Source organism: Streptomyces sp. NPDC002926 (assembly GCF_053591755.1).
In genome coordinates this window covers 49,782-72,379 of record NZ_JBSFUK010000027.1, presented here as the reverse complement: position 1 = coordinate 72,379, position 22,598 = coordinate 49,782, and the positions used below count along the sequence as shown (strand labels likewise).

The following is a 22,598-nucleotide window of genomic DNA, read 5'->3' as shown; positions in this document are numbered from 1 at the left end:
CCGGTCCCGGGGGGATGCGTCCTCCCGGGACCGGGCCGCGGCACAGGGGCCCGCGCTGTCGCGGATGGCGGTGCCCGCCGACTGTCGTTACTTGACCGCGCCCGCTGTCAGGCCCGCCACCACCTGCCGCTGGAAGATGATGTACGCCGCGAGCACCGGCAGCATCGCCATCACCAGACCGGCGAAGAGGCCCGACCAGTCGCCCTTGTAGCCCTGGCTGACGGCCAGCTCCACCAGACCCTGTGAGAGCACCTTCTTGTCCGGGTCGGTGTTGAGGACGGTCGGAAGCATGTACTGATTCCACTGCCCGAGGAAGTTGAAGATGCCGACGCTGATCAGTCCGGGCCTGGCCATCGGCAGCATGACCTGGAAGAAGGTCCGGGTGTGCGAGGCCCCGTCGATCATGGCCGCCTCGGCCACCGAGCTCGGCAGCGTACGGAAGAACGCGGTCAGGAAGAACACCGTGAACGGCAGTGAGTACGCGATGTAGACCAAGATCAGGCCGTGCAGCGTGTTCAGCAGTGCGATGTTGTTCAGTACATAGAAGAGCGGCACCAGCGCCAGCATGATCGGGAAGCTCATTCCTCCGATGAAGAGGAAGTAGATGAAGCGGTTCCCCGGGAAGTCGAAGCGCGCGAGTACATACGCGGCCATCGAGCCGAACAGCAAAGTCCCGACCAGCGAACCGCCCACCACCAGAACGGTGTTGAGGAAGTAGTCGCTCATGTGCGCCTGACTCCAGGCCCGCGACCAGTTGTCGAAGTGCAGCGAGTCGGGCAGTGACCACGGCGAAGTGAAGATCGCCTTGTCGCTCTTGAAGGAGGTCATCACCGACCAGAGCAGCGGCATGATGACCATGATCGCCCAGATGACGAGCACGCCGTGCGAGAAGACATTGAGGACACCGCCCTCACTGCTCTTCACGCGGGCTGGCGCAGCCTTCGTCCTGGCCACCGGCGGGCGGTCCTGGGGGACGGCGGCGGGCTGGGTGTCTGTGGTCTTCACCGGGATTCACCTCGTGCTGTCATGCCGGCCACCGCGACCGAGCTGCTTATCTGCCGGGGGTCCGGGGGATGCGCCCCGGGAAGACACAGCATCAGAACTCCAGCCGCTCACGCCTGCCCAGCTTCATCACGAGGGCAGCGAAAGCCAGCGTGACGACGAGCAGGGCGACACCGATCGTGGTCGCATACGCCGCCTGGCCGTCCCGGAACGCCGTCTGGTAGACGTACAGCGTGAGAACGGTGGTCGAGTAGTCGGGTCCGCCGGGCCCCACGGTCATGATCTGGACGACCGCGAAGGACTCCGCACCCAGGGCCAGGATTCCCATGTAGACCCAGCCCGACTGCACGGTGTCCCACAGAAGCGGCAGGGTGATGCGGAAGAAGGTGGTGAACCGGTTCGCGCCGTCCAGCAGCGCCGCCTCGTAGAAGTCCCTGGGGATGGACGCCATCCCCGCCGAGAACAGGACGACGAAGAAGCCGACCGTGCTCCACACCAGGACCGCCATGACACACCAGAGCGCCAGGTCGGGGTCGCCCAGCCACTGCGGCTGTACGTCGCCGAGGCCGATGGCTTGCAGCGCCCCGTTGATCGCACCGTCGTTGGGGTTGTACGCGAATTGGAACAGCAGGGCGACGATCGCGATCGACAGCACCTGCGGGAAGAAGTACGCGATCTTGTAGAAGGACGACCCGCGCACACCGGCGATGGCGGCGCCCTTTCGGCGCCGCCCGCCGACATTGAGCATAAAGGCGAAGAACAGCGCAAGGCCGATCGTCACCAGCGGCAGCAGCAGCGCGAACCACAGGCTGTGCTGCAGCGACTTCCAGAAGACGTCGTCGTCCAGCATTCGACTGTAATTGTCGAAGCCGACCATTTTGAAGTCCGGGCTCAGGCCTGTCCAGTCCGTGAACGAGTAGTAGATGGACTGGACGAACGGCCAGATGACGAAGATTGTGTACAACGCCAAGGGGGCTGCCAAGAACCCCACAATGAACCGGTACTTGCCGTGTTGCATGGTTACCGACCCCGATCTTCCGGCGAGTGCCGCCGCTGGTGACGCCTGGTCACTGGTGCTTGTAGTGCTTGATCGACTGGTCCTTGGCCGCCGCGTCGGCGAAGCCCTGGATCTTCTTGATGGTTTCCGCGGGGGTCGCGCGGCCGGCCATCATCTCGCCGAGACCGGCGACGCCGATCTGCTCCTTCTGGAGCTTCACGTACCAGTCCTGCAGACGCGGGTTGACGACATTGTCACCGGCCTTCTTCAGCGCGTCGACGCCGGACTGCATCGCCGTCGAAAGGGTGAGCCCGTCGGTGCCGCCGTTGAACGCGGTCAGGGACTTCACCTGCTGGGTGAAGCTCTTCGACGAGGCCTCGCTGAGCATGATGCGCAGCTGCTCCATGCCGCCCTCGGCGTTCTTAGCCTTCGCCGGGACGACGAAGGGCTCACCGCCCGAAGCCCAGATGGTGCCGAACGGCAGCTTGTCGGACTTGTCGAGGCTGGAGGGCGCGGCCACCATCATCTTGAAGTCCTTGGGCGTGGTCTTCGCCGCCTCGTTCTCCACCCAGGAGCCGTTGGGGATGAAGAGCGCCTTGCCCTGGGTCCAGGCCGTCTGGGACTGGATGTGGTCGATGCCCGGCGTGCCCTTGAGGATGTAGCCCTTCTTGAAGAGCTCGTAGTACGCCTCGAACGCGGCCTTGACAGCCGGGTGCTCCCAGGCCTTCGGCTCCAGGTTGTCGATGGCGTCGAGAACCTCGCGGCCACCGATCTTGGCGATGAAGGGGTACAGCGAGAACGGCAGGTAGTACGGGTACTTGCCCGCGTACGTCCAGCCGGCGATGCCCTTCTTCTTCGCCTTCTCGCACAGGGCGAGCATGTCGTCCCAGGTCTCCGGGTACGTGGCGTCGAGCTTCTCCAGGGCGGTCTGCGAGTACCACACGCCGTACACCGTGTAGGCGTAGTAGAGGATCCAGACGGGGTCGCCGTCGAACTGGCCCATCTCGACGATGCCCGGGCGCAGGGTGTCGCGCACCTTCTTGTTCGGATCGTCGATGGACGGCGCGTCCAGCAGCGGAGTGAGGTCGGCGAGTTGCTTCTTGCCCACCAGGACACCCATGTCCATCTGCTGGGCGCCGGAGTTGTCGATCAGGTCCGGCGGGGTTCCGCCGTTGAAGCGCGGCTGCAGCTCGGACTGGATCTTCTGCGTCGCGCGGTGCTTGACCTTGGGGGCCTTCGGGAAGGCCTCCTGGTACTTCTTCTCGGCGTCCAGGGCGTACTGCTGGCCGAAACCACCGTCGAAGATGACGACCTCGAGCTGCGCCGTCTCATTGACGCTCAGCGGATTCTTGGCGGACTTCTTGCCCTTGTCGACCTTCTCGCCGCCGCCGCTGTCGCTGCTCGCACAGGCGGAAAGGAAGCTCATCGTCGGAACGGCGATCAGGCCGAGTGCGGCAGACCGCTTGATCAGATCGCGACGGCCAAGGCCCTCATTGTTGTGGGCGGAGGTGGATCCCATGCTCAAGTCCTCGCCTTCTCCAGGACTCAGGCGGTGTACCGGTTACCCGTTCGTATTCGCCTAAGCGAAGGGCCCCGCCACCGCGGTCAGTTGCGCTTGGGTCGTGCAGGGTTGGCATGAGGGACGGACGGAACGCCGACAGGTGCAGCACTGAAGCATCCGCCATCCCCCGCCCCCCGGTGTCCGCCGCCGAGCGACTGTGACAAGGCTATGCAGACGCCGACAGGTATAGTCCACTTCCCGCCAGCTGGGCAAGATCGAATGCAGGTTTGGGCGGCAGTCTTTCCCGAGTTGAGACCTCGCGGATATCCCGGATATTCAACACCCTTGACACCACCGCGCACTTGCCTCCCTACTGGATCCTGCGAATCGCGCCTGACAACGTTGTCCAACCTTTTCCACGGGAGGAAAAGATCAGGATGCAGTCCAGAACCGGACCTCGGCACGGACACGCCCATGCGGCCGCGGTGGTGGTGGCCGCATCGCTTCTCGTGGTGACGGCCCAGTCGGCCGCCATCGCCCGACCCGCCCAACCCGCCGGACCCGACCGGGAGTTCCACTCCTCCTTCGAAGCGGACGAACCCCAGCCGGGATGGCGCAATACCGTCGAAGTCGGATCAGACGGACAGAAGCGTGCATCGGGTGTCGATGGCGGATTCTCCAGCGGAATTCCGGGGAATGTCACCGACAAAGTGATAGAACTGCGTGCCAGCGACGAGAACTCCGGCGCGGGTGAGACCAAGGAGAATCTGGTCGATCTCCAGCCGGGCACCAAATGGCTGGGGTTCGAGCCCACCGCCTGGATCGAGTTCGACACGGACGCGCCGGTCAAGGTCGTCACCTATGCGCTGACATCGGCGAACGACCACGCCGAGCGCGACCCCAGGGACTGGACGCTGAAGGGCTCCGCCGACGGCAAGGAGTGGAAGGTCCTGGACACCCGCGAGGGCCAGACCTTTGAAAAACGCTTCGAGACCAAGACGTACGACATCGGCGATCCGGCGAAGGCGACGGCGTACGCGCACTACCGCCTGGAGATCACCAAGAACAACGGCGCCTCCGATGCCACCCAGCTCTCCGATGTTCAGTTCTCCGACGGCGACACCAGCACACCCACGCCCGACGACATGCGCAGCCTGGTCGACCGCGGCCCCAGCGGCTCACCCACCGCCAAGTCCAACGCCGGATTCACCGGAAAGCGTGCGCTGAAGTACGCCGGCACCCACAAGCCGGACGGCCGGGCCTACTCGTACAACAAGGTCTTCGACGTCAACACGGCCGTACGTCGCGACACCGAACTCTCGTACCGGATCTTCCCGTCCCTGCCGGAGACGGATCTCAACTATCCGGCCACCAATGTGTCGGTGGATCTCGCCTTCACCGACGGCACCTATCTCAGTGATCTGAAGGCCCTCGACTCCCACGGCGGGCTGCTGACCCCACAGGGCCAGGGTGCCGCCAAGCGGCTCTACGTCAACCAGTGGAACCAGGTCGCGTCCAGGATCGGCACGGTCGCGGCCGGCCGGACGGTCGACCGGATCCTGGTGGCCTACGACTCCCCCAAGGGTCCGGCGAAGTTCCAGGGCTGGATCGACGACGTCACGATCGCGCCCAGGGCCCCGGAGAAGCGGCTTGCCCACCTTTCCGACTACGCCTCGACCCTCCGCGGTACCAACTCCAGCGGCTCCTTCTCGCGCGGCAACACCTTCCCCGCCACCGCCGTCCCGCACGGCTTCAACTTCTGGACTCCGGCGACGAACTCCGCGTCCAAGAGCTGGCTGTACGAGTACGCGCGGGGCAACAACGCGGACAACCTGCCGACCGTGCAGGCCTTCAGCGCCAGCCATGAGCCGAGCCCCTGGATGGGCGACCGGCAGACCTTCCAGCTGATGCCGTCCGCGGCCGCCGGCACCCCGGACACGGACAGGGTCAAGCGCGCACTCCCCTTCCGCCACGAGAAGGAGACCGCGCGTCCGCACTACTACGGGGTCACCTTCGAGAACGGTCTCAAGGCCGAGCTGGCACCGACCGACCACGCGGCGATGATGCGGTTCACCTACCCCGGAGACGATGCGAGCGTCGTCTTCGACAACGTCACCAAGGAAGGCGGCCTGACCCTCGATCCGGGCAGCAGCTCCTTCACCGGCTTCTCGGACGTCAAGAGCGGACTGTCCACGGGCGCCACCCGGCTCTTCGTGTACGGCGTCTTCGACGCGCCGGTCACCGCGTCGGGCGCCGACGGCGTCACTGGCCATCTCCGCTTCAACGCGGGCACGGACCGCACGGTCAGTCTGCGCCTGGCCACATCGCTGATCAGCGTCGACCAGGCGAAGAAGAACCTCGCCGACGAGATCCCGGCCGGCACCCGCTTCGAGCGGGTGAAGCACCGGGCACAGGACGCCTGGGACGATCTGCTCGGCAAGGTCGAGGTGGAGGGCGCGAGCCGCGACCAGTTCACCACGCTCTACTCCAGCCTGTACCGGCTGTACCTCTATCCCAACTCCGGATTCGAGAACACCGGCAGCAGGTCCAGCCCCAGGCATCAGTACGCGAGCCCGTTCTCGCCGATGACCGGGCCCGACACGCCGACCCGTACCGGCGCGAAGATCGTCGACGGCAAGGTCTATGTCAACAACGGCTTCTGGGACACCTACCGGACGACCTGGCCCGCGTACTCCTTCCTCACTCCCGAGAAGGCGGGCGAGCTGGTGGACGGCTTCGTCCAGCAGTACAAGGACGGCGGCTGGATCTCCCGCTGGTCCTCGCCCGGCTATGCCGACCTGATGACCGGCACCAGCTCGGACGTGGCCTTCGCGGACGCGTACGTCAAGGGTGTGGACTTCGACGCCGGGTCGGCGTACGAGGCGGCGCTGAAGAACGCGACCGTGGTACCGCCCAGCTCGGGCGTCGGCCGGAAGGGCATGGAGACCTCGCCGTTCCTCGGCTACGCCTCCACCGACACGCACGAGGGCCTGTCCTGGTCGCTGGAGGGCTACCTCAACGACTACGGCCTGTCGAAGATGGGCCAGGCCCTCTACAAGAAGACCAAGAACGCCCGCTACAAGGAGGAGTCCGAGTACTTCCTCAACCGGGCCCGTAACTACGTCACGCTCTTCGACTCCAAGGCCGGCTTCTTCCAGGGCCGTGATCAAAAGGGCGACTGGAGGGTTCCGTCCGACCAGTACGACCCGCGGGTGTGGGGCTACGACTACACCGAGACGAACGGCTACGGATACGCGTTCACCGCACCTCAGGACTCGCGCGGTCTGGCCAATCTCTACGGCGGCCGCTCCGGTCTCGGCAAGAAGCTCGACACCTACTTCTCCACCCCGGAGACGGCCTCGCCCGACTTCGTCGGCTCCTACGGCAGCGTCATCCACGAGATGACCGAGGCCCGTGATGTACGGATGGGCATGTACGGCCACTCCAACCAGGTCGCGCACCACGTCACGTACATGTACAACGCCGCCTCGCAGCCCTGGAAGACCCAGGAGAAGGTGCGCGAGGTGCTCTCCCGCCTCTACACCGGCAGCGAGATCGGACAGGGCTACCACGGCGACGAGGACAACGGCGAGCAGTCCGCCTGGTACCTCTTCTCCGCGCTCGGCTTCTATCCGCTGGTGATGGGCAGTGGCGAGTACGCGATCGGTTCGCCGCTCTTCACCAAGGCGACCGTCCATCTGGAGAACGGCCGCGACCTGGTGGTCAAGGCCCCGGAGAACAGCGCGAAGAACATCTACGTCCAGGGCCTGAAGGTGAACGGCAGGACCTGGAACTCCACTGCTCTGCCGCACGATCTGATCGCACGGGGCGGCACGCTGGAGTTCTCGATGGGCCCGAAGCCGTCATCCTGGGGTACGGGCAGGAACGCCGCCCCGGTCTCCATCACCCAGGACGACAAGGTGCCCTCGCCGCGCCACGATGTGATCACGGCGAACGGTCCGCTCTTCGACAACTCCTCCGCGACGGAGGCGTCGTTCCAGTCGGCGGAGCTGCCGGTGGCGTCGGGGACCCGCGCGGTGCAGTACACCCTCACCTCGTCCGGGAAGGACAAGGCCCCGGCCGGCTGGGTGCTGCAGGGCTCGAGCGACGGGACGACCTGGCAGGACCTGGACAGGCGGACCGGTCAGACCTTCGCCTGGGACAGGCAGACCCGCGTCTTCACCATCGGGAACCCTGGTACGTACACGAAGTACCGCCTTGTGGCGGCAGGTACGGCGGCGACGCTCGCGGAGATCGAACTGCTCGCCTGAAGATCACGAGTTGGTCACGCATCACCACAGGCCCGCACCCGGTCCCACCGGGTGCGGGCCCTTTTGTCCCCCACCGGGGCCGCTGCGGACCCACTCATTCCCCTTCAAATCGGTTGACCCGTAAGGAAGTTGTGCAACGATCATGAAGATCCCGCGATGACCGGCTGAGGTACATCGCGCCTCATCACGCACATGGAGAAAATACGTGGCCAATCTTCCCGGCCGTAAGCGCGGACGCGTACTGTCGCGTCTCGCCGTCGCAGCCATAGCCGCTGCCCTGGTCGGCACCTCTGCCGGGGCCGCTGCGGCCGACACCGCGGTGCCGGAACCGCTCAAGAACGTCGACGTCAACGCCCTGGTGGCCGCGCCGTCGAACGCACCCGCCGTGACGCAGGCCGCCGCCGCCCCGGTGTTCCTGCTCTGGAGCGTGGACAAGAAGAACGACGCCTACCTCTACGGCCCGAACGGGACCGGAGGCTTCGCCGCCCGCGCCTACGTCTCCGGCGGCTGGGACACGATCAAGCACGTGTCGTCGATCGACCTCAACGCGGACAGCGAGCACGACGGCGTCTGGACCTGGGACACGGCCGGCAACGTTTACTTCGCCAACGACAACACCCGGCTGGTGGGCAAGGGCTGGAAGATCTACAACCAGGTCCTGTCCCCGGGCAACCTCGGCGGAACCGCGCCGGACGACGTCCTCGCCCGGGACAACAGCGGTGTGCTCTGGCTGTACAAGGGCAACAGCAACGGCACTCTCGCCGCGCGCGTGAAGGTCGGTCCCGGCTGGAACGCCTACTCGCACATCACCGGCAAGGGCGACCTGAGCGGCGACGGCCGCGCGGACATCCTTGCCAAGGACAAGACCGGTGCGCTGTGGCTGTACAAGGGCACGGGCAACGCCGCCGCGCCCTTCTCGGCCCGCGCCAAGGTCGGCGCCGGCTGGAACATCTACAACAGGATCATCGCCAACGGCGACCTGAACATGGACGGCCGTGCGGACGTCGTCACGCGCGACGCCGCGGGGGCGCTGTGGATGTACAAGGGCACCGGCAAGGCCTCTGCCCCGTTCAGCACCCCCCGCGTCAAGGTCGGCACGGGCTTCAACATCTACAGCAAGCTGTTCTGATCCCGTAGTTGGTGATCCCGTAGCTCATACGGAAAGGGCCGCACCCCCGTCACCGGGGATGCGGCCCTTTTGCTGTGTACTGCCGTGGCGCTGTGCCTACTTGCGGATCAGGTTGCGCAGCACGTACTGCATGATGCCGCCGTTGCGGTAGTAGTCCGCCTCACCGGGGGTGTCGATGCGGACGACCGCGTCGAATTCCACACCGGTGTCGGTGGTGACCTTGACCGTGCGCGGCGTGCTGCCGTTGTTCAGCTCGGTCACACCGGTGAAGGAGAAGGCCTCATCGCCGGTCAGGCCGAGGGACTGCGCGGAAGCGCCCTCCGGGAACTGCAGCGGCAGGACGCCCATGCCGATGAGGTTCGAGCGGTGGATGCGCTCGTACGACTCGGCGATGACGGCCTTGACGCCGAGCAGCGCGGTGCCCTTGGCGGCCCAGTCGCGGGACGAACCGGAGCCGTACTCCTTGCCCGCCAGGATCACCAGCGGGATGCCGGCTGCCTGGTAGTTCTGCGAGGCGTCGTAGATGAAGGAGACCGGGGCACCCTCGACGGTGAAGTCGCGGGTGTAGCCGCCCTCGGTGCCCGGCGCGATCTGGTTGCGCAGCCGGATGTTGGCGAAGGTGCCGCGGATCATCACCTCGTGGTTGCCTCGGCGCGAGCCGTAGGAGTTGAAGTCACGGCGCTCGACGCCGTGCTCCGTGAGGTACTTGCCGGCCGGGGTGTCGGCCTTGATCGCGCCGGCCGGGGAGATGTGGTCGGTGGTGACCGAGTCGCCCAGCTTGGCCAGCACACGGGCGTTCGCGATGTCCGAGACCGGGGTGGTCTCCATCGTCATGCCCTCGAAGTACGGGGGCTTACGGACGTAGGTGGACTGCGGGTCCCACTCGAAGGTGTTGCCGGTCGGGATCGGCAGCGCCTGCCACTGCGCGTCGCCCGCGAAGACATCCTGGTAGGACTTGTTGAACATGTCCTCGCCGATGGAGTTGGCGACGACGTCGTTGACCTCGGCCTCGGAGGGCCAGATGTCCGCGAGGTAGACCGGCTTGCCCTCCTGGTCCGTGCCCAGCGCGTCCTTGGTGATGTCGACCTTCATCGAGCCCGCGATGGCGTACGCGACGACCAGCGGCGGGGATGCCAGGTAGTTCATCTTGACGTCGGGGTTGATACGGCCCTCGAAGTTGCGGTTGCCCGAGAGGACCGAGGTGACGGCCAGGTCGTGGTCGTTGACCGCCTTGGAGACCTCGTCCGGCAGCGGGCCGGAGTTGCCGATGCAGGTGGTGCAGCCGTAGCCGACGAGGTTGAAGCCGACCTTGTCGAGGTAGGGGGTCAGGCCCGCCTTGTCGAAGTAGTCGGTGACGACCTTGGAGCCCGGGGCGAGGGTGGTCTTGACCCACGGCTTGCGGGTCAGGCCCTTCTCGACCGCCTTCTTGGCCACGAGCGCGGCGGCGACCATGACGTACGGGTTCGAGGTGTTGGTGCACGAGGTGATCGCGGCGACGGTGACGGCGCCGTGGTCGATCTCGTACGTGGTGCCGTCGGGGGCCGTGACGAGGGTCGGGCGGCTCGGTACGCCGTTGTGCTCGGCGGGGGCGTCCGAGGCCGGGAAGGACTCCTTGCCCGCCTCGTCGTCCTCGTCCACGTAGTTGCGGACGTCGAGCGCGAACTGCTCCTTGGCGTTGGCCAGGACGATACGGTCCTGCGGGCGCTTGGGGCCGGCGATGGAGGGGACGACCGTGGAGAGGTCGAGCTCCAGCTTCTCGGAGAAGTCGGGCTCGGCGGCCGGGTCGAGCCAGAGGCCCTGCTCCTTGGCGTACGCCTCGACAAGCGCGACCTGCTGCTCACTGCGGCCGGTCAGCTTCAGGTACTTCAGGGTCTCGTCGTCGATCGGGAAGATCGCGGCGGTGGAGCCGAACTCCGGCGACATGTTGCCGATGGTGGCGCGGTTGGCCAGCGAGGTGGCGGCGACACCCTCACCGTAGAACTCGACGAACTTGCCGACGACGCCGTGATGGCGCAGCATCTCGGTGATCGTGAGCACCAGGTCGGTGGCGGTGGTGCCGGGCTTCAGCTCACCGGTCAGCTTGAAGCCGACGACGCGCGGGATGAGCATCGAGACCGGCTGGCCGAGCATCGCGGCCTCGGCCTCGATGCCGCCGACGCCCCAGCCCAGCACACCGAGGCCGTTGACCATGGTGGTGTGCGAGTCGGTGCCGACGAGGGTGTCGGGGTACGCCTGGCCACCCCGGACCATGACCGTACGGGCGAGGTGCTCGATGTTGACCTGGTGGACGATGCCCGTGCCGGGCGGGACGACCTTGAACTCGTCGAAGGCGGTCTGGCCCCAGCGCAGGAACTGGTAGCGCTCCTTGTTACGGCCGTACTCCAGCTCGACGTTCTGCGCGAAGGAGTCCTTCGTACCGAACTTGTCGGCGATCACGGAGTGGTCGATGACCAGCTCGGCGGGCGCGAGCGGGTTGATCTTCGCCGGGTCGCCGCCGAGCTCCTTCACGGCCTCACGCATGGTGGCGAGGTCCACGACACAGGGCACACCGGTGAAGTCCTGCATGATCACGCGAGCCGGCGTGAACTGGATCTCCTGGCTGGGCTGCGCCTGGGAGTCCCAGCCGCCGATTGCCCGGATGTGGTCGGCGGTGATGTTCGCGCCGTCCTCAGTGCGGAGCAGGTTCTCCAGCAGCACCTTCAGGCTGTAAGGGAGGCGCGCGGAGCCCTCGACCTTGTCCAGCTTGAAGATCTCGTACGACTCGTCGCCCACGCGCAGCGTGCTGCGGGCGTCGAAGCTGTTCGCCGACACGACAGTCTCCTTCATCAATGTGCGCGTACTTACCACAATCCTGCCGCCACGGCTCCTCACCGATCCGCTAAGGTAAGACTTAGTTAGGTAACCCTTACCGATTGGCGGCTGCGGTACGTCTTCGGCAGATATCTCGATGTCGAGATAACTCTAGTACATGACCGCTGCGGGGTCATGCCCGGACCTCACCGAAGACGCGGGCCGGCCGCCCGTACGGCGGCGGTGCGCTTGCCGCACCCCTGCGCCCGGCTCACTATCGGAGCATGTTCAGCGGCGCGCATGTGATCCTCTACAGCCGGGACGCGGACGCGGACCGGACCTTCATCAAGGAAGCGCTCGGGTTCCCTCATGTCGACGCCGGGCGCGGCTGGCTCATCTTCGAACTGCCGCCGGCGGAGTTCGCCGTCCACCCGACGAGCGAGGCACCGAAGGCCGAGTTCTATCTGATGTGCGACGACTTGGAGCGGACACTCGCCGGGCTCACCGAGCGCGGCGTGGAGATCTCGCAGCCGCCGACCGACCAGGGATGGGGCGTACTGGCCGCGGTACGGATGCCGAGCGGGGCCGAACTCCCGCTGTACGAACCGCGACACCCCGTCGCCCACCGGCCGCCATCGTGACGGCCCCCCACGCACGATCACATCTCATATCTGAGATAGCGTGCAGCCATGGCAGATGACTACCTCGTACGCATCGGCAAGCTCATCCGTGACGCCCGTCAGCATCGGGGCTGGACACAGACGCAGTTGGCCGAAGCACTCGGCACCAGCCAGAGCGCGGTGAATCGCATCGAGCGCGGCAACCAGAACATCAGTCTTGAGATGATCGCCCGCATCGGTGAAGCGCTCGACAGCGAAATCGTCTCGCTCGGCTACGCCGGACCCATGCACCTCCGCGTGGTCGGCCGACGCCGGCTCTCCGGCGCCATCGACGTCAAGACGAGCAAGAACGCGTGCGTGGCGCTGCTCTGCGGCTCACTGCTCAACAAGGGCCGTACGGTGCTGCGCCGGGTCGCCCGTATCGAGGAAGTCTTCCGGCTGCTCGAGGTGCTCAACTCCATCGGGGTGCGCACCCGTTGGATCAACGAGGGCATGGATCTGGAGATCGTGCCGCCCGCGCAGCTCGACATGGACGCCATCGACGCGGAGGCCGCACGCCGGACCCGGTCGATCATCATGTTCCTCGGTCCCCTGCTGCACCGGATGGACACGTTCAGGCTGCCGTACGCCGGCGGCTGCGACCTCGGTACGCGGACCATCGAGCCGCACATGATCGCGCTGCGCCGCTTCGGTCTCGACATCACCGCGACCGAGGGGCTGTACCACGCGAAGGTGGAGGGCACGTCCGCGCACGACCGCCCCATCGTCCTGACCGAACGCGGCGACACCGTCACCGAGAACGCGCTGCTGGCCGCGGCCCGTCACGACGGTGTGACCGTCATCCGCAATGCCTCCTCCAACTACATGGTCCAGGACCTGTGCTTCTTCCTGGAGGCGCTGGGCGTCAAGGTCGAGGGCATCGGGACGACCACACTCACGGTGCACGGTGTGCCGACCATCGACGTGGACGTCGACTACTGCCCCTCCGAGGACCCGGTCGAGGCGATGAGCCTGCTCGCCGCCGCGGTCGTCACCGAGTCCGAACTCACCATCCGCCGCGTCCCGATCGAGTTCATGGAGATCGAGCTCGCGGTGCTGGAGGAGATGGGCCTCGACCACGACCGCTCACCGGAGTACGCGGCGGACAACGGCCGCACCCGGCTGGTGGACCTGACGGTCCGGCCCTCCAAACTGGAGGCGCCGATCGACAAGATCCACCCGATGCCCTTCCCGGGCCTGAACATCGACAACGTCCCGTTCTTCGCGGCGATCGCGGCGGTCGCGCAGGGCAAGACGCTGATCCACGACTGGGTCTACGACAACCGCGCGATCTATCTGACGGACCTCAACCGCCTGGGCGGCCGCCTCCAGTTGCTCGACCCGCACCGCGTGCTGGTCGAGGGCCCGACCCGCTGGCGCGCGGCGGAGATGATGTGCCCGCCCGCACTGCGGCCGGCCGTGGTGGTGCTGCTGGCGATGATGGCGGCAGAGGGCACCTCCGTACTGCGCAATGTGTACGTCATCAACCGGGGTTACGAGGATCTGGCGGAGCGCCTCAACTCGGTGGGCGCGCAGATCGAGATCTTCCGCGACATCTGACCGGCCCACGGGTCGGGAGGCTTCTTCTCCGTCCTGGGCCGTCCGGGGGCCGCTGCCGAGTGGGTCGCGTGCTGCCTGACCGATGTCCCGCACCGCCCGGTCACCCGGCCGATGACCGCCGCACACCGGGCATCCTCGGCCGGGCCGGGGATGCCCGAACAGGGCCGGGACCTCGGCGGGCCGAACGCCGCCGGCCTGCCTGGCGGGGCTGAGCACCTTGGCCTTTCGGTCACTGAGGGTGTGCGCGCGGTTCGCGAGCCTGCCCGGTTCAGGGGAGGATGAGGGGGCTGGGGGTGCAGAATGCCCCAATCCGACCGGGACGCCGAGTGATGGACAAGCAAACGAGACCAGCCGGATCCGCCGGAGTGACATCGAGCGCCGAAGTGTTCGGCGCGCCGTGCTGGGTCAGCCTGATGGCACGTGACCTGCAGGGCGCGCAGGATTTCTACGGCGCGGTGATGGGGTGGGTGTTCCGGAAGGGCAGCCTGGGCGACGAGTTCAGTACCGCCTTCTTGGAGGGCGCGCCGGTCGCCGGGATCGGGGCGCTGGCGTCCGCATTTCAGGTCGCCGTCGCCTGGACCCCGTACTTCGCCGTCACCGATCTGGACGAGACCGCCGCGCGTATCCGGGAGCGGAGCGGCACCGTCGCGGTCGGCCCGCTCGGCTTTCCCATGGGGCGGGGGGCGCTGGCCGCCGACCGTGACGGCGCCGTCTTCGGTATCTGGGAGGGACTGCTCGTCTCCGAATGGCTGACCGGGCGCAAGAGGGCGCCCGTGTGGCTTCGGCTGCGGACCCGCAATGCCTTCGAGGCGGCGATCTTCTACGGCGAAGTCCTCGAATGGGCATCCGAGCGGCCCGGCTCCTGCCAGGTCGACTACGAGGAGGACGAAGTCGTGCTCCGCCGCAAGGGGCACGTGCTCGCGCGCCTCAGCTCGGGCGCGACAGGGGCGGCACCGGACCCCACGCTCCGGCCCCACTGGCACTGCCACTTCCCGGTCGGCGACGTCGAGGCCACCGTGGAAGCGGCACGCCGCAACGGGGGCCTCGTCGTGGAACGGCACTCGATGCCGGAGGGTGAAGAGGCGACGCTGCGCGATCCGGACGGCGCCCTGTTCACCGTCACCAGCAGCACCGTCCGGGAATGAGGCCGCGGCGCCCGGTAGTGCGTCTACGAGCGGCACTCAGTGGTGATCCGACGCCGGCCTGCGCCGGATGCGTGCGGCCATGAGGGCTACGTCGTCGTCCGCGTGAGCGGCGTCCAGCTGGCCGAGGACCTCGTCCAGCAGTCCGTCGACGGTGATGCCCGGGGCGGCCTGTACCCGTACGAGGCGGGCGAGGGAGGAGTCGATGTCCTCTCCCCGCCGTTCGACCAGCCCGTCGGTGAACAGCAGCAGGGTGTCACCGGGGTGGAGCTCGCGAGTGGCGATTTCGTATCCGCCCAGGCCTGTGCCGAGAGGTGGCCCGACGGGCACGCGTACCAGGTCAGCCCCGCCGTCCCCGCCGAACACGGCGGGCGGCAGATGGCCGGCGCTGGAGAAGGCGCCGGTGCCGCGCACGGGGTCCACCCGTACCAGCAGACATGTGGCGGGCCGCCTGGTGGATTCGGAGATGATCACGTCGAGCTGGCGCAGCACCCGGTCCGGCGGGAGATCGGCGGACGCGACATCGCGCAGCGTGGAGCGATAGCTGTTCATGTCGACCGCGGCTTCCACGCCGTGCCCCATCACATCGCCCATGACCAGCAGAGTCCGTCCGAAGTGCAGGCGCACGGTCTCGAACCAGTCGCCGCCGACGATGGTGCCGGAGCCGGAGGGCAGGTAGCGGGTGGCCAGTTGCAGGTTGGGGTGCGGGCGTCCGGGTTCGGTGAGCAGGGCTTGTTGGAGCTGTACAGCGGTCCGCTGGGCCTGACCGTACAGACGGGAATGCTCGATGGCCGTGGCAGCCCGCAGAACCGCCGACTGGACGATCAGCACATCGTCCCGGTCGAACCTGCCGTGCGTCCGCGCGGCCAGCACCGCGCCCAGGACGTGGCCGTGAGCGAGAAGCGGCGCAGCCAGCACCCGGTCGTCGAGGACGGGGCGGCTGCCGTGCATCGCACGCACCGCGGCCCCGAGCGGGTCCGCCGGGCGCTGCGGCAGCAGATCCGCGCGTCCGGCCACGGCGGCGCGGTACACACCGGGCAGCGGTAGCGCGCGCAGGTCACCGCCGGCCGGCGAGAACGTCGGAGGTGACGTGAGGAGCAGGTCCACCTCGGCCGCGTCGGCAAGGCCGGGACTGAGGAAGCCCACCAGCTCCCGGCATGTGGTGTCCTCGTCGAGCGTCGTGCCGATCCGATCGGCGGACTCGGTGACGGAGACGCGGTACGGAGCGGACTCCCGCTCGACGGCCCGGGCGGGTGTGGTCTCGACGATGATGCCCATGAGTGCGACGACGTCTTTGTCGATCGTCAGACGTTGCCAGGTACAACGGGTTGCGTCGGTGACATGAGTGCGAGGGGTGCCGTCGGCGAGCACTCCGGCCAGGAGCAGCTCGGAGCCGACTCTCGGCCGGACTCGCGGGCTCACGGGACTGCCCACGAGCCCGTCGTACACCTCCCCCGCGATCCGGCAGTAGCCGCGGTCCGCGAAGAGGTAACGCGCGTGTGTGTCGAGGACGGCGAGACCCACGGAATCGGCCGCCTCCGACGAAACACCCGAGGAAGCGCCTGAGGAAGCGCCCGGGGACTCGCCGAGGGAGTCGGCACTCACACCATCGCCTCCTCCCGATCCAGCCGGTGTCCCCAGTCTCATGCGGCTCACGCGCGCCCGCATGAGACTGACGGGGTCCCGCGCTCCGGACGGCACCGGAGGCGCGTAGGCGGCCTCAGGATTCTCCGGCCTGCCCGCGAGCGCCCCCTCCCTGGAAGCGTTCCAGGTCCGAGGGGCGTACCTGGATGACCAGGAGGGCGATCACCGCGGCGATCACCGTGAAGATGGCGGCCACGGTGAAGGCGACGGAGACTCCGGCGGTCAGCACCTCGTCGCCCCACGGCGGTGGGAGCAGTCCGGTGCGCCGGAAACTCAGCCGATCCGCCGGGGTGGCCTGGGTCAGGAAGAGCGGTATCTGGTCCTTGGCCTCGTTCCGGCTGGCCGTGCCGAAGACCGTCACCAGGATGGAGAGGCCGAGCGAACCGCCCACCTGCTGGGTCGCGTTGAGCATGCCGGAGGCCGCGCCCGACTCATGCCGGGGCACACCGGAGACAGCCATCAGGGTCAGCGAGACGAAGTTCATGCCCATGCCGAGGCTGAAGATGAGCATCGGCCCCAGGATGCTGCCCAGATACGTCGAATGAATATCGGTCAGGGTCAGCCAGGACAGTCCCCCCGCGGCGAGGATCGCGCCGGTCACCATGAACGGTTTGGGGCCGAACTTCGGCAGAAGGTGGGAAGCGGTGCCCGCGCCCACCGCGATGAGTGCGCTCACCGGCAGGAAGGCGAGGCCGGCCCGGAGCGGGCTGAAGTCCAGCACGTTCTGCACGAAGAGCGTGAGGAAGAAGAACATGCCGAAGATCGCGGCGGCGAGGCTCAGCATGATTCCGTAAGTGCCTGCCCTGTTGCGGTCGGCGAACATGTGCAGTGGCGTGATCGGCTGCCTCGAGCGGCGCTCGATGAGGACGAAGCAGGTGAGCAGCACCACCGCCACAGCGAACGAGGCGAGCGTGAGCCGGTCGCGCCAGCCGTCCTGCGCGGCCCGGATGAAGCCGTACACCAGCGCGACCATGCCGAGCGTCGAGGTCAGCGCACCGGCCAGGTCGAAGTGGCCCGGATGACGCTCGGACTCCTTGATGTGGCGGGGCGTCGCCAGAACGATGAGCAGGGCGATCGGCACATTGACGAAGAACACCCAGCGCCAGTCGAGCCATTCGACGAGGACACCGCCCGCCAGCAGACCGATCGCGCCGCCGCCCGCGGAGACCGCCGCGAAAACTCCGAACGCCCGGTTGCGGGCCGGGCCTTCGGTGAAGGTGGTGGTGATCAGTGCGAGCGCGGTCGGCGACGCGATGGCGCCGCCGACGCCCTGCAGAGCGCGAGCGGCGAGGAGCTGGCCGGAGCTCTGGGAGAGGCCGCCGAGGAGAGAGGCGACCGCGAAGAGCATGACGCCGGCGAGGAAAACCCGGCGGCGGCCGAGGATGTCACCGGCGCGGCCGCCGAGGAGGAGCAGGCCGCCGAAGGTGAGCGTATAGGCGCTGACCACCCAGGAAAGGCTCGTGGTCGAGAAGTTCAGCGCGCTCTGGATGTGCGGGAGCGCGATGTTCACGATGGTGATGTCGAGTACCACCATCAACTGGCACGAGGCGATGACGAGGAGCGCGATCCCGTTGCCGCCGAGTTTCTTGTCCCGGGCGGCGGTCTGCGCGGTGGGGGTCGGCTGCGGGCTCGTCATGACGTCGTGTCCCTCTTACGAGGGTCGGTAGACGTTTGCGTCTACTCGTCGACGGTAAACCCGGGCCGGGCTCACCACCAGTCGATCAAGACGGTCCCGCGGCAGCTTCCGCGATGAAGGCGCGCAGCGCGTCCGTCAGGCGGTCCGGCTGGTCCTCGGCGATCAGCGTGCAGCTGTCCTCGATCTCCATAAGCCGTCCCTGCGGCAGCAGTTCGGCCAGCCGCCGACCGTGTTCCCGCGGCATCATGCGGTCCTCGACGGCCCACACCACCAGCGCGGGACGGTCGAACTTCCGTAGTCCTTCGGCCGCTTCGAGGAGTTCGGTCCTGCGTACGGCCGCGTTGTAGCGGCGGAAGTCCTTCCTGATGGCCTTGTCGGTGAGCAGCGGCCGCAACCAGCCGTCGGTGATCTCGTGCGGTACGGGACGCCTGGTGAGCGCGCCGAGGCCGATGGGCAGTCGGCGCAGCGGCTTCAGCGCGAGGGTCCGGGCCATCAGGGCGATGCCGCCCGGCACTTTGCAGACAAGTGAGATCATCTTGCCGGGTGCGCCCGGCGGGTAGTTGTCGAAGGCCTCGCAGGAGATGAGTACAAGACGGGCCAGCCGTTCGGGGTGCCGTCCCGCGACTGTCTGGGCGCGCCCGCAGTCGCTCTCGACGAGGGTCACCTCGCGCAGGTCCAAGCGGTCCAGGAACTCCGCGATCAGCTCATTGACGGAATCGGGGCCGAGTGGGACATCCGGGCGCATGGGGATGCGGTGCGAGCCGTAGGGCAGGGTCGGGGCGATACAGCGGTGGTCCCGTCCCAGGCCGGCGACGACCGTGCGCCAGACGGTCGCGTCGTGGACCAGACCGTGCAGCAGGACGACGACGGGGCCGGGGCCTCCCGTGTCCTCGTACACGATCGTCCCCGCGCTGAGCTCGATCTCCGGCATGACAGGTCCCCCCTCGGGTGACAACGATGTGAGGCGCGGAGGTTCCGGGCCGGCGGACTCCGGTCAGGGGAGCACGGCCATACCGTCGAGTTCGACCAGGGCCTCCTCGTCCCAGAGCCGGACGACGCCGATCACCGCCACCGCAGGGTAGTCACGGCCCGCCAACCGCCGCCAGATACTGCCCAGTTCAGCCGCATGAGCACGGTAGTCGGCGACATCCGTGGCGTAGATGGTGACCCTGGCGAGGTCCTGCGGTGCGCCGCCGGAAGCCGCGAGGGCGGTGAGCAGATTCGCCAGTGCCGTTTCGAACTGCTCGCACAGCGTCTCGCCGACAATCTTCCCGCCGGTGTCCAGCGCGGTCTGCCCGGCCAGGAACACAAGCCGCGAGCCGGTGGCGGTGACGGCGTGCGAGAAGCCGGTGGGCGGCGAGAGCTCGGCCGGATTGTGGCGGTGCAGGCTCATGCGTGCGGCTCCTTTGCGTACAGCTCCTTTGCGATGATCGTGCGCTGGACCTCGGTGGCGCCCTCGTAGATCCGGGGGGCGCGGACCTCTCGGTAGAGGTGTTCCAGCAGGTGGCCGCGCTGCAGAGCGCGGGCGCCGTGCAGCTGGACGGCGGCGTCCACGACGTACTGCGCGGTCTCGGTCGCCAGCAGTTTCGCCATCGCGGACCGCTTCGGTACATCGGCGGCCTCTTCGTCGTACGCGGCGGCCGCGGCATACACGAGAAGCCGGGCGGCCTCGGTCCGTGTCGCCATCTCGGCGACCTGGTGGGCGACGGACTGGAGCTCCTTGAGCGGACCGCCGAAGGCTGTGCGGTGAGCGGTGTGCTCGAGAGCCGCGTCCAGGGCGGCCTGGGCCATGCCGACCGCGAAAGCGCCGACGCTGGGCCGGAAGAGGTTCAGGGTGTTCATGGCGACACGGAAGCCGAGGTCGGTCTGGCCGAGGACATCGTCGCTGGTCACAGGCACATCGTCGAAGTTGAGTGCGCCGATGGGGTGCGGCGAGAGCATCTCCAGCGCGGCCCCTGTCAGTCCAGGCCGGTCCGCGGGGACGAGGAACGCGGTGACCCCACGCGCGCCGGCGCCCTCCGTCGTACGGGCGAACACGGTGTAGAAATCCGCCTCGGGGGCGTTGGAGATCCAGCGCTTCTCGCCGCTCAGCCGCCAACCTCCTTGAACCGGCACGGCTTTGAGGGCGAGTGCCGCCGCGTCCGAGCCGGCGTCCGGCTCGCTCAGCGCGAAGGCGGCAACGGCACGCCCCGCGATCACCTCGGGCAGCCAGCGCTCCCGCTGGGCGGCCGTACCCGCCTGGACCAGCGGGTAGCTGCCCAGGCCCTGCAGGGCGAGGGCGGTCTCGGCCTCCGTACAGCCGTACGCCAGTGATTCCCGCAGCAGGCACAGCTCGAGCGCGCCGGCCCCGAACAGACGCCGCAGGAGGCCGAGTTCACCGAGAGCGGCGACCAGGGGACGGTTGACGCGCCCCGGCTCCGCCTTCTCCGCGAGCGGTCGCAGCCGCTCGCCGGCCAGGGTGCGCAACTGCGCACACCAGGCGGTCTGTGCCGGATCGAGCGAAAATACGGGCATATGTGCCCTCACTTCGTGCGGCCGGGGGTCCGGGGGTGTCCCCTGTCAAAAGCACAGTATCGCGGACCGTTGACTGTCGTCACCTTCACGATACGCTCGATTCGCGACCCCACCACGAGAAGGGGGCGAACCATGGAGCTGACACCCTCGGCCCACCTCGACACCTTTCCGCGCGACCACCTCCCGCCCACCGGGCAGTGGCCGGAAATCCTCTTCGACCTGCCCGAACTGAACTATCCACAGCGGCTCAACTGCGGCTCCGAGCTGCTGGACCGTACGATCGAGCGCTTCGGCGCCGACCGGCCCGTCTTCCGTACGGGGGGCGGCGAGGTATGGACCTACGGAGAGCTGCGCGACCAGGTCGACCGGATCGCGCATGTCCTCACCTCCGGTCTTGGGGTGGTCCCCGGAAACCGCGTCCTGCTGCGGGGCCCGACGACCCCGTGGCTCGCTGCCTGCTGGCTGGCCGTGATGAAGGCGGGCGCGGTGGCGGTCACCGTTCTGGCCCAGCAGCGGGCCAGGGAACTGGCCACGGTGTGCGAGATCGCCGCGGTCAGCCACGCCCTGTGCGACATCCGGTCGGTCGACGATCTGGCGAAGGCGGAGGTACCGGGGCTGCGCATCACGGCGTACGGCGGTGACTCCCCCGACGATCTGCTGGGGCTGGCCGCCCGCGCGGCGCCGGAGCCGTACGAAGCCGTGGCGACCGCGGCCGACGATGTCGCGCTGATCGCGTTCACCTCGGGCACGACCGGCCGCCCCAAAGGGTGCATGCACTTCCACCGGGATGTGCTGGCCGTCGCGGACACCTTCTCCGCGCGCGTGCTGCGGCCCGAGCCCGACGATGTCTTCGCGGGCAGTCCTCCCCTGGGCTTCACGTTCGGGCTCGGCGGCTTGTTGATCTTCCCGATGCGGGCGGGGGCCTCGGCGCTGCTGCTCGAACAGGCAGGCCCCAGGCAGCTGTTGACCGCGATCGCCGCGCACCGGGTGTCGGTCCTGTTCACCGCGCCGACCGCGTACCGCGTGATGCTGGACGAGCTCGAGGCGCACGACACCGGTTCGCTGCGGCGCTGTGTGTCCGCAGGTGAGAATCTGCCCGCCGCCACCTGGCGTGCCTGGCAGGAGCGGACCGGGCTGCGCATCATCAATGGCATCGGCGCGACCGAGCTGCTGCACATCTTCATCTCGGCGGCGGACGGGTCGATCAGACCGGGGACCACCGGGGTACCGGTTCCGGGGTGGCACGCGCGCGTGGTGGACGCCGCGGGCCTGCCGGTCCCGGACGGCGAGCCGGGGCTGCTGGCCGTCCGCGGCCCGGTGGGCTGCCGATATCTGGCCGATCCCCGCCAGGAGGAGTATGTGCATGACGGCTGGAACGTCACCGGCGACACATACGTGCGTGAGCCGGACGGCTACTTCCGCTATGTGGCACGCGCCGACGACATGATCATTTCGGCCGGCTACAACATCGCGGGACCGGAGGTGGAGGACGCCCTGCTGCACCACCCGGATGTGGCGGAGGCCGCGGTGATCGGCCGATCCGATGCGCTGCGGGGCCAGATCGTGGTGGCGTACGTCGTGCTGCGCGACGGGGTCCCGGCCGGCGACGACACCACCGCCGCGCTCACCGACTCCGTGAAACGGCGGCTGACACCGTACAAATGTCCGCGCGAGATCGTCTTCCTCGACGCGCTTCCCCGCACCCCGACCGGCAAGCTGCAGCGCTTCCGGCTGCGGGCTCTAGAGTGATCAC

At 67.9% G+C, this 22,598-nt stretch carries 15 protein-coding genes; 6 read left to right on the top strand and 9 right to left on the bottom strand.

What is annotated here, in order from left to right:
• Nucleotides 1–87: 87 nt before the first annotated feature.
• The 3 genes from ACWDZ6_RS27925 to ngcE form a co-directional block, all read right to left on the bottom strand.
• A complete protein-coding gene (locus ACWDZ6_RS27925; protein WP_451505029.1) occupies nt 88–1,005 on the bottom strand; it encodes a carbohydrate ABC transporter permease in 918 nt (305 codons plus the stop codon).
• Nucleotides 1,006–1,096: 91 nt separating this feature from the next.
• Nucleotides 1,097–2,020, bottom strand: a complete 924-nt coding sequence (locus ACWDZ6_RS27920) for a carbohydrate ABC transporter permease (RefSeq protein WP_451505028.1) — start codon at nt 2,018–2,020, stop codon at nt 1,097–1,099.
• Between the two features lie 49 nt (nt 2,021–2,069).
• Nucleotides 2,070–3,518: an N-acetylglucosamine/diacetylchitobiose ABC transporter substrate-binding protein gene (gene ngcE, locus ACWDZ6_RS27915; RefSeq protein WP_451505027.1), complete on the bottom strand. Its 1,449-nt coding sequence runs from the start codon at nt 3,516–3,518 to the stop codon at nt 2,070–2,072.
• 419 nt (nt 3,519–3,937) lie between these two features.
• Here ngcE and ACWDZ6_RS27910 point away from each other — a divergent pair, with 419 nt between their 5' ends.
• Both ACWDZ6_RS27910 and ACWDZ6_RS27905 read left to right on the top strand, forming a co-directional pair.
• Nucleotides 3,938–7,771 (top strand): GH92 family glycosyl hydrolase, encoded by a 3,834-nt coding sequence (locus tag ACWDZ6_RS27910; protein ID WP_451505026.1) that lies wholly within the window; start codon nt 3,938–3,940, stop codon nt 7,769–7,771.
• A gap of 205 nt (nt 7,772–7,976) precedes the next feature.
• Nucleotides 7,977–8,900 (top strand): FG-GAP repeat domain-containing protein, encoded by a 924-nt coding sequence (locus ACWDZ6_RS27905; RefSeq protein ID WP_451505025.1) that lies wholly within the window; start codon nt 7,977–7,979, stop codon nt 8,898–8,900.
• A gap of 96 nt (nt 8,901–8,996) precedes the next feature.
• Here ACWDZ6_RS27905 and acnA read toward each other — a convergent pair whose 3' ends face one another.
• Nucleotides 8,997–11,726: an aconitate hydratase AcnA gene (acnA, locus tag ACWDZ6_RS27900; protein ID WP_451505024.1), complete on the bottom strand. Its 2,730-nt coding sequence runs from the start codon at nt 11,724–11,726 to the stop codon at nt 8,997–8,999.
• Between the two features lie 248 nt (nt 11,727–11,974).
• On the opposite strand from acnA, the gene ACWDZ6_RS27895 reads away from it, so the two are divergent.
• The 3 genes from ACWDZ6_RS27895 (at nt 11,975) to ACWDZ6_RS27885 (ending at nt 15,054) form a co-directional block, all read left to right on the top strand.
• Nucleotides 11,975–12,331 (top strand): VOC family protein, encoded by a 357-nt coding sequence (locus tag ACWDZ6_RS27895; RefSeq protein WP_451505023.1) that lies wholly within the window; start codon nt 11,975–11,977, stop codon nt 12,329–12,331.
• 48 nt (nt 12,332–12,379) lie between these two features.
• Nucleotides 12,380–13,909, top strand: coding sequence for a helix-turn-helix domain-containing protein (locus ACWDZ6_RS27890; RefSeq protein WP_389180664.1), 1,530 nt, complete (start codon nt 12,380–12,382; stop codon nt 13,907–13,909).
• Between the two features lie 329 nt (nt 13,910–14,238).
• Nucleotides 14,239–15,054: a VOC family protein gene (locus tag ACWDZ6_RS27885; protein ID WP_451505022.1), complete on the top strand. Its 816-nt coding sequence runs from the start codon at nt 14,239–14,241 to the stop codon at nt 15,052–15,054.
• 36 nt (nt 15,055–15,090) lie between these two features.
• Here the strand turns inward: ACWDZ6_RS27885 and ACWDZ6_RS27880 are convergent, their stop codons facing one another.
• From ACWDZ6_RS27880 to ACWDZ6_RS27860, 5 genes are all read right to left on the bottom strand, one after another.
• Entirely contained in the window at nt 15,091–16,656 is a 1,566-nt protein-coding gene (locus ACWDZ6_RS27880) for a PP2C family protein-serine/threonine phosphatase (protein ID WP_451505021.1), read from the bottom strand.
• Nucleotides 16,657–16,771: 115 nt separating this feature from the next.
• On the bottom strand, nt 16,772–18,331 hold the full coding sequence (locus ACWDZ6_RS27875) for an MFS transporter (protein WP_451505020.1): 1,560 nt from the start codon (nt 18,329–18,331) through the stop codon (nt 16,772–16,774).
• Between the two features lie 85 nt (nt 18,332–18,416).
• Entirely contained in the window at nt 18,417–19,262 is an 846-nt protein-coding gene (locus tag ACWDZ6_RS27870) for an alpha/beta fold hydrolase (RefSeq protein ID WP_451505019.1), read from the bottom strand.
• Between the two features lie 63 nt (nt 19,263–19,325).
• The gene (locus tag ACWDZ6_RS27865; RefSeq protein WP_451505018.1) at nt 19,326–19,724 is read right to left on the bottom strand and encodes a RidA family protein; all 399 of its coding nucleotides are present in this window, start codon (nt 19,722–19,724) and stop codon (nt 19,326–19,328) included.
• Nucleotides 19,721–20,845 carry an acyl-CoA dehydrogenase family protein gene (locus ACWDZ6_RS27860; protein WP_451505017.1) on the bottom strand — a complete coding sequence of 375 codons (1,125 nt, stop codon included), beginning with the start codon at nt 20,843–20,845 and terminating at the stop codon, nt 19,721–19,723. Before ACWDZ6_RS27860 ends, ACWDZ6_RS27865 begins: the two co-directional genes overlap by 4 nt.
• 132 nt (nt 20,846–20,977) lie before the next feature.
• Here ACWDZ6_RS27860 and ACWDZ6_RS27855 point away from each other — a divergent pair, with 132 nt between their 5' ends.
• On the top strand, nt 20,978–22,594 hold the full coding sequence (locus ACWDZ6_RS27855; protein WP_451505016.1) for an AMP-binding protein: 1,617 nt from the start codon (nt 20,978–20,980) through the stop codon (nt 22,592–22,594).
• Nucleotides 22,595–22,598 lie beyond the last annotated feature (4 nt).